Annotated in this window: 18 protein-coding genes; 4 read left to right on the top strand and 14 right to left on the bottom strand. The window is 33.5% G+C overall.

The window, feature by feature from the left end; genetic code table 11:
* Window positions 1-69: 69 nt before the first annotated feature.
* Window positions 70-513 (top strand): DUF4268 domain-containing protein, encoded by a 444-nt coding sequence (locus ACK5ON_RS07820; RefSeq protein WP_409821432.1) that lies wholly within the window; start codon window positions 70-72, stop codon window positions 511-513.
* On the opposite strand, the gene ACK5ON_RS07815 is transcribed toward ACK5ON_RS07820, so the two are convergent.
* From ACK5ON_RS07815 to ACK5ON_RS07805, 3 genes are read right to left on the bottom strand one after another with little or no spacing between them, the layout of a single operon-like run.
* Complete coding sequence (locus tag ACK5ON_RS07815; RefSeq protein ID WP_409821431.1) at window positions 510-806, bottom strand: DUF721 domain-containing protein; 297 nt, start codon at window positions 804-806, stop codon at window positions 510-512. The two genes, ACK5ON_RS07820 and ACK5ON_RS07815, sit on opposite strands and share 4 nt — an antisense overlap.
* Window positions 806-1,222, bottom strand: coding sequence for a lipocalin family protein (locus tag ACK5ON_RS07810; RefSeq protein ID WP_409821429.1), 417 nt, complete (start codon window positions 1,220-1,222; stop codon window positions 806-808). Before ACK5ON_RS07810 ends, ACK5ON_RS07815 begins: the two co-directional genes overlap by 1 nt.
* Before the next feature lies 1 nt (window position 1,223).
* Window positions 1,224-2,306: a site-specific DNA-methyltransferase gene (locus tag ACK5ON_RS07805; protein WP_409821428.1), complete on the bottom strand. Its 1,083-nt coding sequence runs from the start codon at window positions 2,304-2,306 to the stop codon at window positions 1,224-1,226.
* A gap of 120 nt (window positions 2,307-2,426) precedes the next feature.
* Here ACK5ON_RS07805 and ACK5ON_RS07800 point away from each other — a divergent pair, with 120 nt between their 5' ends.
* The gene (locus ACK5ON_RS07800; protein ID WP_409821426.1) at window positions 2,427-3,512 is read left to right on the top strand and encodes a serine hydrolase domain-containing protein; all 1,086 of its coding nucleotides are present in this window, start codon (window positions 2,427-2,429) and stop codon (window positions 3,510-3,512) included.
* 187 nt (window positions 3,513-3,699) lie between these two features.
* On the opposite strand, the gene ACK5ON_RS07795 is transcribed toward ACK5ON_RS07800, so the two are convergent.
* The 11 genes from ACK5ON_RS07795 to ACK5ON_RS07745 all read right to left on the bottom strand — a co-directional run bounded on the left by ACK5ON_RS07795 (window position 3,700) and on the right by ACK5ON_RS07745 (window position 12,804).
* On the bottom strand, window positions 3,700-4,971 hold the full coding sequence (locus ACK5ON_RS07795; protein WP_409821424.1) for a hypothetical protein: 1,272 nt from the start codon (window positions 4,969-4,971) through the stop codon (window positions 3,700-3,702).
* Window positions 4,972-5,019: 48 nt separating this feature from the next.
* Window positions 5,020-5,973, bottom strand: a complete 954-nt coding sequence (gene ftsY, locus ACK5ON_RS07790; protein ID WP_409821422.1) for a signal recognition particle-docking protein FtsY — start codon at window positions 5,971-5,973, stop codon at window positions 5,020-5,022.
* 103 nt (window positions 5,974-6,076) lie between these two features.
* Window positions 6,077-6,229 (bottom strand): DUF4295 domain-containing protein, encoded by a 153-nt coding sequence (locus tag ACK5ON_RS07785; RefSeq protein ID WP_409821420.1) that lies wholly within the window; start codon window positions 6,227-6,229, stop codon window positions 6,077-6,079.
* Between the two features lie 70 nt (window positions 6,230-6,299).
* Window positions 6,300-6,482, bottom strand: a complete 183-nt coding sequence (rpmG, locus tag ACK5ON_RS07780) for a 50S ribosomal protein L33 (protein WP_035126304.1) — start codon at window positions 6,480-6,482, stop codon at window positions 6,300-6,302.
* A 25-nt stretch (window positions 6,483-6,507) separates the two neighbouring features.
* A complete protein-coding gene (rpmB, locus tag ACK5ON_RS07775; RefSeq protein WP_121313180.1) occupies window positions 6,508-6,744 on the bottom strand; it encodes a 50S ribosomal protein L28 in 237 nt (78 codons plus the stop codon).
* A gap of 71 nt (window positions 6,745-6,815) precedes the next feature.
* The gene (locus ACK5ON_RS07770; RefSeq protein ID WP_409821418.1) at window positions 6,816-8,066 is read right to left on the bottom strand and encodes a CinA family nicotinamide mononucleotide deamidase-related protein; all 1,251 of its coding nucleotides are present in this window, start codon (window positions 8,064-8,066) and stop codon (window positions 6,816-6,818) included.
* A 262-nt stretch (window positions 8,067-8,328) separates the two neighbouring features.
* Window positions 8,329-8,673 (bottom strand): Hpt domain-containing protein, encoded by a 345-nt coding sequence (locus ACK5ON_RS07765; protein ID WP_396175034.1) that lies wholly within the window; start codon window positions 8,671-8,673, stop codon window positions 8,329-8,331.
* Window positions 8,673-9,284: a fumarylacetoacetate hydrolase family protein gene (locus tag ACK5ON_RS07760; RefSeq protein WP_396175032.1), complete on the bottom strand. Its 612-nt coding sequence runs from the start codon at window positions 9,282-9,284 to the stop codon at window positions 8,673-8,675. Before ACK5ON_RS07760 ends, ACK5ON_RS07765 begins: the two co-directional genes overlap by 1 nt.
* Before the next feature lie 67 nt (window positions 9,285-9,351).
* Window positions 9,352-10,125 (bottom strand): exonuclease domain-containing protein, encoded by a 774-nt coding sequence (locus ACK5ON_RS07755; protein WP_396175030.1) that lies wholly within the window; start codon window positions 10,123-10,125, stop codon window positions 9,352-9,354.
* A gap of 117 nt (window positions 10,126-10,242) precedes the next feature.
* Window positions 10,243-11,568, bottom strand: coding sequence for a dihydrolipoamide acetyltransferase family protein (locus tag ACK5ON_RS07750; protein WP_409821415.1), 1,326 nt, complete (start codon window positions 11,566-11,568; stop codon window positions 10,243-10,245).
* A gap of 72 nt (window positions 11,569-11,640) precedes the next feature.
* Window positions 11,641-12,804 (bottom strand): glycosyltransferase family 2 protein, encoded by a 1,164-nt coding sequence (locus ACK5ON_RS07745; protein ID WP_409821414.1) that lies wholly within the window; start codon window positions 12,802-12,804, stop codon window positions 11,641-11,643.
* Window positions 12,805-12,843: 39 nt separating this feature from the next.
* On the opposite strand from ACK5ON_RS07745, the gene ACK5ON_RS07740 reads away from it, so the two are divergent.
* Window positions 12,844-14,721 (top strand): ABC-F family ATP-binding cassette domain-containing protein, encoded by a 1,878-nt coding sequence (locus tag ACK5ON_RS07740; protein ID WP_409821412.1) that lies wholly within the window; start codon window positions 12,844-12,846, stop codon window positions 14,719-14,721.
* Window positions 14,722-14,796: 75 nt separating this feature from the next.
* Entirely contained in the window at window positions 14,797-15,588 is a 792-nt protein-coding gene (locus ACK5ON_RS07735; protein WP_409821434.1) for an O-methyltransferase, read from the top strand.
* Window positions 15,589-15,691 lie beyond the last annotated feature (103 nt).

The following is a 15,691-nucleotide window of genomic DNA, read 5'->3' as shown; positions in this document are numbered from 1 at the left end:
GCATATATTAGTTTTAAAATATAAAGTTACCTTAAAAAATTAAAGCAATCCAATTTTTACACCAATAAAATGTACAGCAAAGAAGAAGCATTACACATCAAAAAAGAATTTTGGACTGCTTTTGCTGAAACCTATCCAAGAAAATGGTTGCTTTATGACACTAAAATAAAAGATGTTACTTTCAAATTCTTCATTGACAACAAAAAGGCACAAGTGCTTTTAGACATTGAACCGAATGACGAAGAAAAGCGAAAAATTTACTTTGAAAAAATTGAATCGCTAAGGACTATTTTATTGGAAGATTATTTACCCGAAGCCATTTTGGAACGCAACTTTTATCTAGAAACAGGGAAGGTAATTAGTAGAATTTGGGTCGAAAAACTAGACGTAAGTTTAAATAACAGAAGGTATTGGCCTGCCATTTTTGATTTCTTCCACGAAACGATGGCACAATTTGAACTTTTCTTTTTCGAATACGAAGAGTATATCAAAGATTTAGAGATAAATACTTAACGGAGAATTAATACGGTAACCACTTCTTTCCGCAATTCTTCATTAATCATAGTGATAATTTTTTGTTTTCCATAACTCAACTCTTCACGCAACACAGCAGAGGTTAGCGACACATAAAGCGTCGAACCTTTTAACACGACTTCTTTCGTATAACTGTTGACACCATTGCCCATTAAGGATTTCCAAGCGGCTTCCACATCGATTTTATCCATACCGACTTGGAGTTTATTTACTTGGATAAACTCTTTTAAAACATCTCCAATTGGACTTTCGTTGCTTTGTCTTTTTGCCATTATTTGAAGGAGAAAGGTTTAAATTTTTTATAGGTGTACTCTAAATTGTCTTTATTTTTTAATACCAACGTAGAGTCGGCCAATTCAATAATTTCTTCTAGCCATTTGCCATAGTTAGTATTATATTCTATGACAAAATTATTTTCTTTTTCCACTATCTTGATGTTTTCTTTGATGCCATTGGTCCTAAATTTTCCATCAAACTGAGGCATTACTTTTTGACGAAAACCTGCATTGTCTTTTAGTTCAAAATAATCAATCGTTTCATTGACTTTATAATCTTTTTTTTCTCCATCGGCTAGTTTGACTTGCTTGATTTCCCAATAACCGTTGAGTTTGTTCAAGTCTTCTTTCTTTACATCAGATTGACAAGAAATTAATACGATGCTGATAAATAATATTCCTAACTTTTTCATTTTACTTTAAATATTGTTTGGCAAACTCTTCTCTAAAATCATCAATAGAAACTAATTTACTATTGTGTTTTACATACCAAAACGTCCAACCATTGTTGCTTTCTTTTCCTAAAAGCTGTGCACTCACTTTATGAATTGAACCTACAAAACCGTTGATTTCAATGGATGAATCGGCTTGAATTTGAGCTTTGTGTTTCTCGTCTTTTGAAAAAAGAAAATCGCCAACCTTTATAAATCCTTTGTCAATCAAATTGATGAAAGGTACTTTTGGTTTTTTGATTTCCACTTTATATTCCAACAAATTATCCTTTAAAGGAACTATTTCCTTCAATCGATTATTGGCCACATAGATATAAAATGGTTCTCTTTCGAAAGCAATAAAATTTCTCCCCAGTTTCTTAGCCACCGCAGCCGTCGTTCCACTTCCCGAAAATGGGTCGAGCACGACATCGCCAACATTGGAAGTGGATAAAATCACGCGATACAATAATTCTTCGGGCTTTTGAGTAGAATGTGCTTTTTGTCCGTTCACTTTAATACGTTCTTCGCCTTGACAAATTGGGATGAACCAATCGCTTCTCATCTGCAAATCATCATTCATGGTTTTCATAGAATGATAATGAAAAGTGTATTTTGATTTCTCCGATTTGGTTGCCCAAAGCATGGTTTCATGAGCATTATTAAAACGTGTTCCTTTGAAATTTGGCATCGGATTAGACTTTATCCAAACCACGTCATTCAGCATCCAAAACCCTAAATCCTGTAACGAAGCACCTACTCTAAAAATATTATGATAGGTTCCAATAACCCAAATACTTCCAGTACTTTTCAACACTCTACGGCATTCACTAAGCCAATCATTAGTAAAGGTGTCATAAATTTCAATGCTTGCAAACTTGTCCCATTCATCGTTCACTGCATCCACTTTCGTTTGATTAGGTCTGGTCAATTCACCATTGAGTTGCAAATTATAAGGCGGATCAGCAAAAATTAAATCGACTGAATTATCTGGAATTTGTTTTAACAAAGCAACACAATCGCCTTGATGAATGGTATTTATAGCTAATGAACCTAACGTTGACATGAATTTTTCTTATTTCACAAATTTAATTTTTTAAGTCAATAAAGTCATGCGAAATGAAATTAATGTTATCAACATTAAACTATTTTATACATTTATAGTCCTATGACAAAAAATACTGTTATGAAAAAAATATTCCTTCTTTCGCTATTCGCCGTTTCTCTTTTTAGTTGCAGTTCAGATTCACCAGCCGAAGAACAAATGTATTTTCCACCCAATGATGGAAGCACCACTTGGGAAACAAAGACTATTGCAGATTTGGGATGGAACCAAAATGCGGTTCAACCGCTTTTAACTTATTTAGAGCAAAAAAACACCAAGTCATTTATCATTTTAGTTAATGGAAGAATAGTGATGGAAAATTATTTCAACGGACATTCGGCAACAACTCCATGGTATTGGGCAAGTGCTGGTAAGTCGATGACCTCTTTTATGGCAGGAATAGCACAACAAGATGGTTATTTGAATATTAATAATAAAGTATCTGATTATCTTGGAACAGGTTGGACAAGTCTTCCTATTGCAAAAGAAAATTTAATTACGGTTAAAAATCAGTTAACCATGACATCAGGTCTTGATGATGGAGTAGCTGACGATGACTGTACTTTACCCAGTTGTTTACTATATAAAGCAGATGCTGGAAATAGATGGGCTTATCACAATGCGGCTTATACATTGCTTCACAAAGTAATTGGAAAAGCAATTCCTACCTCATATAATGAAGATGTAAATAGTTATTTTACTGAAAAAATCAAATCTAAAATTGGAATGAACGGAAGTTGGATAACAGGCACTGGAAGTCCTTATAATATTGTTTACTGGAGTAATTCTAGGAGCATGGCACGTTTTGGTTTATGGACTTTGAATAAAGGGAAGTGGAATGGACAACAAATACTCAATGAAAATTATTTTGACCAAGCTACAACTACTTCTCAGAATATCAATTTATCCTATGGCTTTTTGTGGTGGTTAAATGGTAAAGGAAGTTGTATGGTTCCAACACTTCAAACTGTATTTCCTATTGATTTTATTCCTAATGCTCCAGATGATATGTTTTGTGGATTAGGCAAAGATGATCAAAAAGTGTATGTTATTCCAAGTAAAAAAATGGTTGTCATACGAATGGGAAATGCTGCTGACTCTTCAAGTCCAGCTCTTACAGCGTTTGACAATGAATTGTGGACAAAAATAAACGCTTTATACCAATAATTATTTTCTATTTAAAAAACGAATAGCACCGTAAACAAATAATATGAAAGCGATAAGACGCAATCCCATAAAAATATTCGGTAATGGTTTTTCAATGAAATAGCTTATTACTACAATAACGATACTTATTAGTATTAGCTTTAATGGAGAGGAATCTGTAAAAAATCCTATTACTCTTTTCATACTTTTATTTGTTTATTGTGTAAGTGAAAATTAAGTTTAAGTTCGAAAAACCACCACTTGATAATGAAATATATTGGGTCAAATAATTTTTTGGTGTAGAGTACTCCAAGTTAATCGCATATCTATTATTTATTTTATATCCAATCCCAACATTAAATAAAAAAGTTAAATTATATTCATTATAAGTATAATTTTGAATACTTATCGAATCGTTATCTAAACCCGTGTAAATTAATTTATAATCTAAATCAAAGTCACCATCAATGATTGTTGAAATACCGAGAGAACCATCAATAAATAATTGATTTCTTCCTATTCTAATCAAAGCATATCTATATCCTCCAATAAAGTTTAACGAACTAAAATCTGAGTTCATTGTCAAATCAAGGATATAGTTATTGCCAAGAGACGAATTATGACTCGACACAATTGATACTTTTTGATAAAATAGTTTAGTAAATACTTCAGATCGTTTTGAATTTCTTCCGAATACAGTTGATAACTCAAAACCAAAAATTGGATTTGAAAAATTATTTTTAGCTTTTAAATCATTTGCACCATTGTAAGAATATGTTGTACTAAAAGAACTTATTCCAGCAAAAACTTTGTAATAAAATTTATTTTGTTCTCGTTTTATATCTACATTTTGTTCAATAAAGTTACCAACTCCTTGATTAAAATTTTTAAAAAGAGCTTCTAATTCCTTTTTATTATAATTGATAGTCAAAAAATCTTTCAGCATATATTCTTCTGACTTCATTTTTTCATATATTGCCTTTCTAAAAGCATTATTTTCTATGATTCTGTTTTGTAGATTATATTTTCTGTGTACCAATAAAATTGGCTCTTGATCATTTTCATCTTTCATATAAAAAAAGATTGCGTCATCAACAATAGCAGAGTAAAGATTAATCCTCCCTTCAACTAAAACTTTGAGTAAAATCTCTTTTTGTTTTAAATTTGGTTCTACACCAAAAATCGACAATTCATCCTTGTTTATAATTTGATCATAATCATAATCAACTTTATATTTAATATATTTATAATCAGTATTTATTTTATACTCTTTAATTTTCTCAATAGTAATCTCTGAACTTTGGGTATCAACTGAAGTTTTAAAATTTATTTTAGTCGGGCTATTATAAGGATTTGTATCCTCAATGAAACCTTCATTTCTTATATTGGATTGGTCTATATAATATCCTGGAGAAAAAGTTTTTTGAGAAAAAACAAAAATTGAGGTCAATAAAAAAGCGAAGCAATAATAATTTTTCATAATATTTTTTATTTAATAATTTATTTGTTTCTAAAAAATGAATGTATTTTATTTAAAAAAAGAATCAACGAATTCATATTTATTAAAAACTTGCAAATCTTCAATACCTTCTCCCACTCCAATATATTTCACCGGGATTTGAAATTGGTCTGAAATACCTATGACTACACCGCCTTTTGCAGTGCCGTCTAGCTTAGTAACGGCAAGACAAGACACTTCTGTAGCAGCTGTAAATTGCTTAGCTTGTTCAAAAGCATTTTGACCTGTTGAACCATCCAAAACCAACATCACATCGTGAGGAGCATCATCAACTACTTTTTGCATGACGCGTTTTACTTTAGTTAACTCAGCCATCAAATTTACTTTGTTGTGCAAACGTCCAGCTGTATCAATAATAACCACATCGGCATTTTGAGTAACAGCACTTTGTAAGGTGTCAAAAGCCACTGAAGCTGGATCACTTCCCATTTGCTGTTTTACCAAAGGAACACCCACTCTATCTGCCCAAATTTGCAATTGATCTATCGCTGCAGCACGAAAAGTATCAGCTGCACCAAGTACTACTTTATAACCGGCTTTATTAAATTGGTGTGCTAACTTACCAATCGTGGTCGTTTTTCCAACGCCATTTACTCCCACAACCATTATTACATATGGCTTTTTATTGCTTGGGATGGTAAACTCTGTGTCTTCACCAGACTTGGTTTCAGAGAGTAAACCGGCAATTTCTTCACGGAGAATTAGATTTAATTCGTCAGTGCCAAGATATTTGTCTTTTGAAACTCTTTCTTCAATTCTTTCAATTATTTTTAAAGTAGTATTCACTCCTACATCGGATGAAACTAAAACTTCTTCTAGGTTATCTAAAACCTCATCGTCAACTTTAGATTTTCCTGCTACAGCTTTAGTGAGCTTAGATAAAAAAGATGTCTTAGTCTGTTCTAAACCTTTATCTAAAGCCCCCTTTTTCTCGGATGAAAATATTCTTTTGAAAAAACTCATTTTAATTACGATTTATACCTTGATAGGGTTAAAATTTGAACAAATATAAAATAAAAAAGCTACTTCCGATTGAAAGTAGCTTTGATATATAGAGTTTATTGAATTATTTCTTGTTAAAGAAGCTATCAACTTCTTCTGGTGTCATAATACTTTCTTGAAAAGTATAGGCGCCTGTTTTTGGTGATCTAACCATTTTAATTGCTTTGGTTAATCTTTTAGAAGCTGTTTGTAACGATGCTACGGTCTTTTTTGCCATGACTAATTGTTGTTATTTGAATTTTAATAATCTCTAATGCTACCATTTGAGATTTTATTAAAATCTTTAATTATTTAATTTCTTTATGAACAGTCATTCTCTTTAAGATTGGATTAAATTTTTTAATCTCTAATCTGTCTGGAGTATTTTTTTTGTTTTTGTTTGTAATGTATCGAGAAGTTCCAGGAAGACCAGTTCCTTTGTGCTCAGTACACTCTAAAATAACTTGTATTCTATTACCTTTCTTTGCCATCTTACTTTATTTTTACTGAACCAGATTATTTAATAAATCCTTCAACTTTTGCTTTTTTCAAAACAGCAGCCAATCCATTTTTATTGATTGTTTTAATTGTAGACGCTGCTACTCTTAACGTAATCCATCTGTCTTCTTCAGCAAGATAGAAACGTTTTTTAACTAAGTTCACAGAAAATTTTCTCTTAGTTTTGTTCATAGCGTGAGAAACATTATTTCCTACCATCGCTCTTTTACCTGTAAGGTCACAAACTCTTGACATTATGTTTTCTTTTATCGTTATTCAATTCGAGGGTGCAAACTTAATGAAAATTTATTGTAGTAACAAAAAAATTATTGCACATTTTTCAAAATTTCTTTCTGCAATAGTTCCATTGCTTTATTTGCTGTTCTATCGATCACTTTTTCACGAGGTTGGCCAAAATTAAATTCTTCAACAAATATATTTTTTGGTGTTGCTAGAGCAATAAAAACTGTTCCTATTTCTGATTTACCCTCTTCTTTACTAGGTCCTGCATTGCCTGTTGTGGCAATTGCATAATCGGTTTTCATTATTTTTTGAATTCCTATTGCCATTTCCTTTGCTACTTCTGCACTCACTACCGAATACTCCTCAATTGTTGTTTGTGACACGCCAAGTACAGTAACTTTGGTATCGGTAGCATAACTCACTACACTTCCTCTAAAATAATGTGAAGCTCCGGAAACTGATGTCAACATTTGAGCAATTTTTCCACCTGTACAACTTTCGGCAGTGGAAATGGTTTTTCCTTGTTGTGTAAGCAATCTTCCAACAACCAATTCAATGGTCTCATCTTCATCAAAACCAACAATAATATCGCCAATCAATTTAGTTAGTGAATGCACATTTTGTTGAATGGATTTTTCTAGTATTTCTTTGTTTACCCCACGAGCGGTTAATCTCAAACGCACTCTTCCTGGGCTAGGCAAATAAGCTAATTTAATAAACGCTGGAAGATTATTTTCCCAATCTTCTATTCGCTCAGCAACCATGCTTTCTCCTTGTCCGTAGGTTAAAATCGTTTTATGAATGATATAAGGACGCTTGTATTCTTTAACTATTTTTGGAATAAGTTGCTCGTTTACGATACCTTTCATTTCATAAGGAACTCCGGGCATTGATACAAAAACCGTTTTGCCTTTTTGCATCCACATACCAGCAGCAGTTCCGTAATTATTCATGAGAACTTGTGCTTTTGAAGGCAAAAGCGCTTGGTCTTTATTCACTTGTGTTGGATTGAAATTCAGCTTGACAAACAATGCTACAATATGGTCTTCCACTTGTTGATTTCTGATAAAAACATCTTCAAAATATTCGCAGAAAGTATGTTTGGTAATATCGTCTTTTGTTGGACCTAAACCACCTGTAATAATAACCAAATCAACTTTGTCTTGTAATGAAACAAAAGTATCTATTATGTGTTTTTTATCGTCAGAAATGGAAATCATTTCGTGGGTTTGAACACCAATTTTATCCAATGCTTTAGCAATGTACCCCGAGTTAGTATCTACAATTTGCCCGATTAGGATTTCATCACCGATTGTAACTATGGTTGCTTTCAAAGGAATTTAGATATTAGATTTTTTAGTTTGGAATTGATTTTGAAATTGAAATTGAAATTGAAATTGATTTTTTTGATTACAAATATAGAAATGGAAACTCGTTTAGCCCCGAGTGTAGTGGAAATCCTTTTTTGTTTTGCAGAAAAGCCCTTCGACTGCGCTCAGGGTGACAAAACAAAAAAGACCTGCCTACCGGCAAGCAGGTTGAAACGAAAACGGGAAAATGGAAACCAAAAATGCCCGAGCCATTTGCTCCTAATTTTTACAAATCGAAATCTTTTTTGATTTCTTTTACAGCTTTATCTATTTGACTTTTCACACTTTCAAACGTATCAACAATTTCTTTACGTTTTCCTTCTGCTTTAGTCCACGCTTCTACTTCAAGAATTTCTTGATGCGCTACAGTCATTCCCAATAAATCGAGACTTGGTTTTATTTTGTGAGCATAAGAATATGCTAGCTTATGATCTTTTGTCTTGATACCTAAATCTATTTGTTTCACATCTTCGGGAAGTTCCGTTACAAAAAGAGTGATAATTTGCATTACGAACTCAGGATCATTGTCTGAAAGTGCGTATACTTTTGCGAGGTTGTAGTTTATTGCCATTATTTTATATGTAATCTTAATACTCTTTTATTTTCTATAAATCCTTCTAGATAATCGTTTGGATTAACTTTGGCAACGCCTTCGGGTGTTCCTGTAAAAATAATATCTCCTTTTTTTAAGGTAAAATATTGCGAAACATAGGAAACAATTTCATCTATTTTCCACAACATGTGGCTTGTATTTCCCTTTTGAACGGTTTTACCGTTATTGGTTAATTCAAAAGTAATATTTTCCATCGAAATAAAATTATTTTTTGGAAAAAAGTCACCAATAATTGCAGAACCGTCAAATGCTTTGGCTTTTTCCCAAGGTAATCCTTTTTCTTTAAGGTTATTTTGTATGTCTCGTGCGGTAAAATCGATGCCTAATCCTATTTCGTCATAATACTTGTGCGCAAATTTGGTGTCAATATATTTTCCAACTTTGTTTATTTTAACCAAAATCTCAATTTCATGATGAATTTCATTACTGAATTCGGGTATCACAAATGGTGTTTTCTTAGGTAAAATTGCTGTATCTGGTTTTAAGAAAATTACAGGTTCATCCGGTCGCTCATTGTTAAGCTCAGCAATGTGATTGACGTAATTTCTTCCGATGCAGATGATTTTCATAATTTTTGGTTGGAAGTTGGGAGATGGAAGATGGAGGTAAAATCTTCCTACTTCTGACTTCCCGCTTCTAACTTTTTGTGTTTAACTTTCTCAACTTAATTCCTGTCAAAACTTTCTTGGTATATAAGGGAAATTCGGCATTTTGAATCCAACTAAAATAACCTGGTTCTTTGTCTAAGACATCGTCAACCAAAGCATTTTTGTGTTTGCCAAAGGTGAAAATTTCTTTTCCATTATCATTCAAAGCAATAAATCCTGCAAAATCAACTGATTTTTTTCGAGTGGTGAATTCAGAAAGTGACTTCATGTTATTTTCTAAATCCTCATATCTATCTAGTTGTGCTTTCAAGATTTCATAGGTTGCCATGGTATCAGCTTCGGCAGAATGGGCGTTTTCTAAACTTTGATTGCAATAAAATTTGTACGCAGCACTCAATGTTCTTTCTTCTTTTTTATGGAAAATAGTTTGAACATCAATAGCCACTCGGTTTTTCATATCAAAATCAACTTCGGCACGCAATAATTCTTCGGCCAAAAGCGGTATATCAAATCTATCGGAATTAAATCCAGCCAAATCCGAATCTTTAATCATGTTGTGAATTTGTCCTGAAAGCGCTGCAAATGTTGGTTCATTGGCTACTTTTTCATTCGTGATTCCGTGAACGGCTGTAGCAAATGCTGGAATTGGAATGGTAGGATTCACCAACCAAGTTTTGCTTTCTTTATTCCCATTAGGATAGACTTTAAAAATTGAGATTTCCACAATTCTATCTTTGGCCACATCAATACCTGTAGTTTCCAAATCAAAAAAGCAAATAGGTCTGTTTAATTTTAATTCCATTGTAAAATGTTAAGTGGACAAATATAAAATATTGCGGTTACCAATAGTCGATTTTATATTTTTTTTACATAAAAAACCCGCTTTTGCAAACGGGATTAATTTATGGTTATTTATTGTTTAATACTCCCTATTCACATCAAAAGCTTCTAAATAATCGGCAACACGTTTTACAAAGCTTCCGCCAAGTGCACCATCTACAACTCTGTGGTCATAGCTGTGGGATAAAAACATTTTTTGACGGATGCCAATAAAGTCACCATCGGGAGTTTCAATAACCGCTGGTACTTTTCTTATAGCGCCAAGGGCTAAAATCCCCACTTGTGGTTGGTTGATAATGGGTGTTCCAAATACAGAACCAAAAGTTCCAACGTTTGTTACTGTATACGTTCCGCCTTGCGTATCGTCTGGTTTTAGTTTGCCTGCTTTGGCACGGTTACCTAAATCGTTCACGGCTTTTGCCATGCCAACGAGGTTGAGTTGGTCGGCATTTTTAATAACCGGCACAATTAAATTTCCGTTGGGTAAAGCTGCCGCCATACCAAGATTGATATTTTTCTTTTTGATAATATAATCGCCATCTACCGAAATGTTCATACCCGGGAAATCTTTTATGGCTTTGGCTACCGCTTCCATAAAAATGGGTGTGAACGTTAGTTTTTCGCCTTCGCGTTTTTCAAATGCCACTTTCACTCGATCTCTCCATTTTACAATATTGGTCACATCCACTTCAATAAACGATTGTACGTGAGCAGACGTTTGCACCGAAGCGACCATATAACCCGAAATGAGCTTGCGCATTCTGTCCATTTCAATGATTTCATCACCGCCATTTAGAGATATAGGTTGTGGGTTGCGGGTTTCGAGTTGCGGGTTAAAGGTTTCGGGTTGCGAGTTAAAGGTTACGGGCTGCGGGTTGCGGGTTGCGGGTTGACTTCCTGCTTCCAACTTCCTGCTTCCAACAAATTTCAAAATATCTTCTTTAGTAACTCTTCCGTCTTTTCCTGTACCAATAATACTTTCCAATTCCGAAATAGAAATACCTTCTGCCGTAGCGATATTTTTTACTAATGGTGAATAAAATTTATCTGATGTCTTAAAATCGGCTGGTGCAACAGTAGCTTGGGCTGTTTCTATAATTTTTTGCACCTCGACTTCGCTCGGTTTGACAACTGTTGCTGATTGTGGAAGTTCTGTGGCAACTCCTTCCGTTTCAATAATGGCAATCGTTTGACCCACTTTCACCACATCATCCTTACCAAATAATTGTTCTATCAAAATCCCCGAAACTTCGCTTGGCACTTCACTATCCACTTTGTCGGTAGCAATTTCCAGAACGGCTTCGTCTATAGCAATAGAATCGCCAATGTTTTTAAGCCAATTTGTAATAGTTGCTTCCGCCACGCTTTCACCCATTTTAGGTAATTTCAATTCAAACTTTGCCATATGTGTAAACTAAAGTTGTGTTTCATTATTTGGTTTGCAAAAATACTAATTGTTTTGAGCAAACACTAAGAATTATGCAATTTTTGATAAATTTATAATTTCTCCTATATCGTTTGCGCTGTTGCTACCAATCACATATTTATTTTGTGATACATACATTTTAAAAGTGATGTTTTTGGCTTTCCACTTTTGCATTACTTGCATGATTTCCAAAAAACTAAATGAATTTATATCAAAAATAAGTTGGTAAGAACACTGCTGTTTTACTTTAAACTCTTCTAAACTATTTAAATTTGTTACCTTTTTAAACGAATACAATTCGATTATTTCTTTTGAAAATAAAATAGTTTCATCAATAGAAATGGCTGAATTTTTCTGTTGATTTTTTTTAAATAAACTGAAAACAAAACTTCCGATTTTCATAAAAAAAGTAAAGAAAAAAGAATAATTGAAGTGTTTTTTATAAAAGAAATTCATGGCTTCCTGAAAGCGTTTCATATAGGTTTCATCTCTAACTGTGCATTCTCCTTTGTAATGGATAACGGTCGTTTCATGAAAATAATAATTCTGTTTTTTCAGTAATAACGCTCTGTACGACAAATCAATATCATCAGCATACATAAAGCAATTTTCGTCAAAACCTCCTAGTTCATTATACAATTCGAGCTTCATGACCATAAAAGCACCAACCAAAATATCCACTTTACCTGTTTGGTTTTCGGTTAAATGTTGGGCATAATATTTTCCAAAAAAATTTGAAATTTTATACAAGCCGAAGATTTTTGTGAAGGCAACCCAAGGCGTTGGAACACCTCGTTTGCTTTCGGGAAGAAAGTTTCCTGTTCCATCAATCAATTTACAACCTACTATGCCTAAATCGTCACTCGTCCCTCGACTGCGCTCGGGATGACGTGCTCGGGATGACACAAATGACAGCACCTTTTCAAATGTATCTTCTGCCACTACTGTGTCGGGATTTAGAATACAAATAAATTTGCCTTTGGCTTCTTTCACTCCGATGTTGTTTCCTTTGGGGAAGCCAAGGTTTTCTTTGTTTTCAATCAATTTGATATTAGGAAAACGCAGTTTCATCATGGCACAACTGTCATCAGAAGAATTATTATCGATGACAATAATTTCGGCATCTAGGTTTTGAATGGCTTTTTGCACACTCAAAACACACAGCTCCAAAAAGTAGCGCACATTGTAATTAAGGATGATTACGGATAGTTGCATTTGACAAATATAATCTACTTTTGCAAAAAATATAGCATTGTGAATTACCTTTCAGTAGAAAATATATCAAAATCCTTTGGCGAAAGAACGTTGTTTGAAAACATTTCGTTCGGCATCAACAAAGACCAAAAAATTGCCTTCATAGCCAAAAATGGTTCGGGAAAAACCTGTATCATGAACATCATTAATGGCGAAGACGAACCCGATACCGGACAAGTAGTACTGCGAAAAGGGTTGAAAATGGCTTTTCTTTCCCAAAAAAGTAATTTGCAAGAGGAGTTAACAATTGAGGAAAGTATTTTTGCTTCGGATAATGAAATTCTGCACGTAATTGAACGCTACGAAAAAGCGCTCGAAAACCTCAATCCCGATACTTCGGGAGAGGAAAAATACCAATTGGCTTTTGATGAAATGGATCGCCACAATGCATGGGATTTTGAAACGCAATTCAAACAAATTTTATCTAAACTAAAACTGGATGATTTAAAACTGAAAGTGAAATCGCTTTCAGGTGGACAAAAGAAACGGTTGTCCTTGGCTATTATTCTTATTAATCGTCCCGATTTATTAATCTTGGATGAACCAACAAACCACTTGGATTTGGAGATGATTGAATGGTTGGAAAGTTATTTTGCCAAAGAAAATATCACACTGTTTATGGTGACGCACGATAGATTTTTCTTAGAGCGAGTTTGTAACGAAATCATCGAACTCGACAACGGAAAACTCTACCAATACAAAGGCAATTACTCTTATTATTTACAAAAGAAAGATGAGCGCATTGCTATGGAAAACTCTACTATTGATAAAGCGCAAAACCTTTTTGTAAAAGAATTGGCTTGGATGCGACGCCAACCCAAAGCCAGAACCACCAAATCAAAATCGAGGCAAGATGATTTTTACCAAATAAAAGCCGTTGCTGAGAGTCGCAGAAAAGAGAATGTTGTTGAGTTGGAAATCAATATGGAACGCATGGGAAGTAAAATTATTGAGCTTCACAAAATCAATAAAAAATTTAAAGACAAAGTCATTCTAGACAATTTTACTTATGACTTTCAACGTGGCGAACGCATTGGGATTATTGGTAAAAACGGTACTGGAAAATCGACTTTCTTAAATATACTTACCAAAACTATTGTTCCCGATTCTGGCAAAGTAGTGATTGGCGATACGATTAAGGTTGGTTATTATACCCAAAGCGGTATCAATCCAAAACCGGGACAAAAAGTGATAGATATCATTAAAGAATATGGTGAATACATTCCGCTAATGAAAGGAAAAATTATTTCTGCTTCTCAATTATTGGAACGCTTTTTATTTGATGCTAAAAAACAATATGATTTTGTAGAAAAACTGAGCGGTGGCGAATTGAAACGCTTGTATTTGTGTACGGTTCTAATCCAAAATCCCAACTTTTTAATTCTGGATGAACCCACAAACGACTTGGATATTGTAACGCTAAATGTACTGGAAAGTTTCCTATTGGATTATCCAGGTTGTCTGCTTGTTGTGTCACACGACCGGTATTTTATGGATAAGATTGTGGATCACTTGTTCATCTTTAGAGGTGAAGGACAAATAGAAGATTTCCCAGGCAATTATTCTGATTTCAGAGCATATGAAGATTCGGCAGAGCCAAAAGGATTATCTAATGTTTCAACCGAAAAAGTCAATTGGAAGCAAAATAATAACGCTTCAACAGGTTTAAATTTTAATGAGCAAAAAGAGTTCAACAAAATTGAACGCGAAATCAAGGATTTAGAATTCGAGAAAAAACAAATAGAAAATTTATTCGCCGAAGGTAAAGTGGCTGATGCTGATATAACGGCAAAAGCCAAAGAATTGGAAGCTATCATTAAAAAAATGGAAGTGAAAGAAGAACGTTGGTTTGAACTTTCTTCAAAAATGGAAAGTTAAATTAAACATTAAGAAGTTAAGCAAGATAAGAATCATTAAGCTTAACTAAACTCAATGAAAAAACTTAATTCCTTAATGTTAAAAATAATAAAATCATATTTAAACTTCCTTTGGAACTCCAAAAACGAACACGGAGTACATTCGCCGTTTGTGTTTAATTTGGTGACCAAATGTTTTTATGATAAGAAAAAATACCCTGAATATACTGTTCTAAAAAACTTCCGGAAATCGCTTCTTGCAGATAAAAACTTAATTGAAGTAACTGATTTTGGAGCCGGTTCCAAGGTTTTTAAAAGCAACAAAAGACAAATTGCCAAAATTGCCAAAACCGCTGGCATTTCTTCGAAACGAGCCGAATTATTATTCAGAATTACTAACTATTTTCAACCTTCAACCATTCTAGAAATCGGAACTTCATTAGGATTGGCGACAACAGCTTTATCACTTGGGAATAAAACGTCAAAAATAACTTCACTTGAAGGTTGCCCAAATACTCTTTCTCAATGTCAATTGCAATTACAATCCCGAAGTTTCGGGACAACATTCAATAATATTGAATGCATAAATACTGAATTTTCAAGTTACTTGAAAAACTTCCAACTTCCAGCTTCCAACTTCCAGCTTATCTATTTTGACGGCAATCATTCCAAACAAGCCACTCTTCATTATTTCGAGTTACTATTGCCAACAATAACCAACGAAACTGTATGGATTTTTGATGATATTCATTGGTCAATCGAAATGGAAGAAGCTTGGGAAAAAATTCAACAGCACCCGAAAGTTACTGTAACTATTGATACTTTTCAATGGGGAATTGTTTTTTTTAGAGTGGAACAAAAGAAAGAACATTTTGTGATAAGAGTATAAATATTGTAACAAAGAACATCAAAATTATACTTATCTTTCGTTCAGAAATCTAAAATCATTAATCTTAAATACAATGCCAAAACCATTAATAAACATATCAAAC

The organism is Flavobacterium sp., assembly GCF_046317795.1.
GTDB lineage: Bacteria > Bacteroidota > Bacteroidia > Flavobacteriales > Flavobacteriaceae > Flavobacterium.
Note: the sequence above shows the minus strand (reverse complement) of the source record. Positions and strands in the feature narration are given on the sequence as shown.

Bases quoted from the DNA above. Each gene is read 5' to 3' on its own strand.
- ACK5ON_RS07820 (WP_409821432.1), top strand. From the start codon at position 70: ATGTACAGCAAAGAAGAAGCATTACACATCAAAAAAGAATTTTGGACT.
- ACK5ON_RS07815 (WP_409821431.1), bottom strand. From the start codon at position 806: ATGGCAAAAAGACAAAGCAACGAAAGTCCAATTGGAGATGTTTTAAAA.
- ACK5ON_RS07810 (WP_409821429.1), bottom strand. From the start codon at position 1,222: ATGAAAAAGTTAGGAATATTATTTATCAGCATCGTATTAATTTCTTGT.
- ACK5ON_RS07805 (WP_409821428.1), bottom strand. From the start codon at position 2,306: ATGTCAACGTTAGGTTCATTAGCTATAAATACCATTCATCAAGGCGAT.
- ACK5ON_RS07800 (WP_409821426.1), top strand. From the start codon at position 2,427: ATGAAAAAAATATTCCTTCTTTCGCTATTCGCCGTTTCTCTTTTTAGT.
- ACK5ON_RS07795 (WP_409821424.1), bottom strand. From the start codon at position 4,971: ATGAAAAATTATTATTGCTTCGCTTTTTTATTGACCTCAATTTTTGTT.
- ftsY (WP_409821422.1), bottom strand. From the start codon at position 5,973: ATGAGTTTTTTCAAAAGAATATTTTCATCCGAGAAAAAGGGGGCTTTA.
- ACK5ON_RS07785 (WP_409821420.1), bottom strand. From the start codon at position 6,229: ATGGCAAAAAAGACCGTAGCATCGTTACAAACAGCTTCTAAAAGATTA.
- rpmG (WP_035126304.1), bottom strand. From the start codon at position 6,482: ATGGCAAAGAAAGGTAATAGAATACAAGTTATTTTAGAGTGTACTGAG.
- rpmB (WP_121313180.1), bottom strand. From the start codon at position 6,744: ATGTCAAGAGTTTGTGACCTTACAGGTAAAAGAGCGATGGTAGGAAAT.
- ACK5ON_RS07765 (WP_396175034.1), bottom strand. From the start codon at position 8,673: ATGGCAATAAACTACAACCTCGCAAAAGTATACGCACTTTCAGACAAT.
- ACK5ON_RS07760 (WP_396175032.1), bottom strand. From the start codon at position 9,284: ATGAAAATCATCTGCATCGGAAGAAATTACGTCAATCACATTGCTGAG.
- ACK5ON_RS07755 (WP_396175030.1), bottom strand. From the start codon at position 10,125: ATGGAATTAAAATTAAACAGACCTATTTGCTTTTTTGATTTGGAAACT.
- ACK5ON_RS07750 (WP_409821415.1), bottom strand. From the start codon at position 11,568: ATGGCAAAGTTTGAATTGAAATTACCTAAAATGGGTGAAAGCGTGGCG.
- ACK5ON_RS07745 (WP_409821414.1), bottom strand. From the start codon at position 12,804: ATGCAACTATCCGTAATCATCCTTAATTACAATGTGCGCTACTTTTTG.
- ACK5ON_RS07735 (WP_409821434.1), top strand. From the start codon at position 14,797: ATGTTAAAAATAATAAAATCATATTTAAACTTCCTTTGGAACTCCAAA.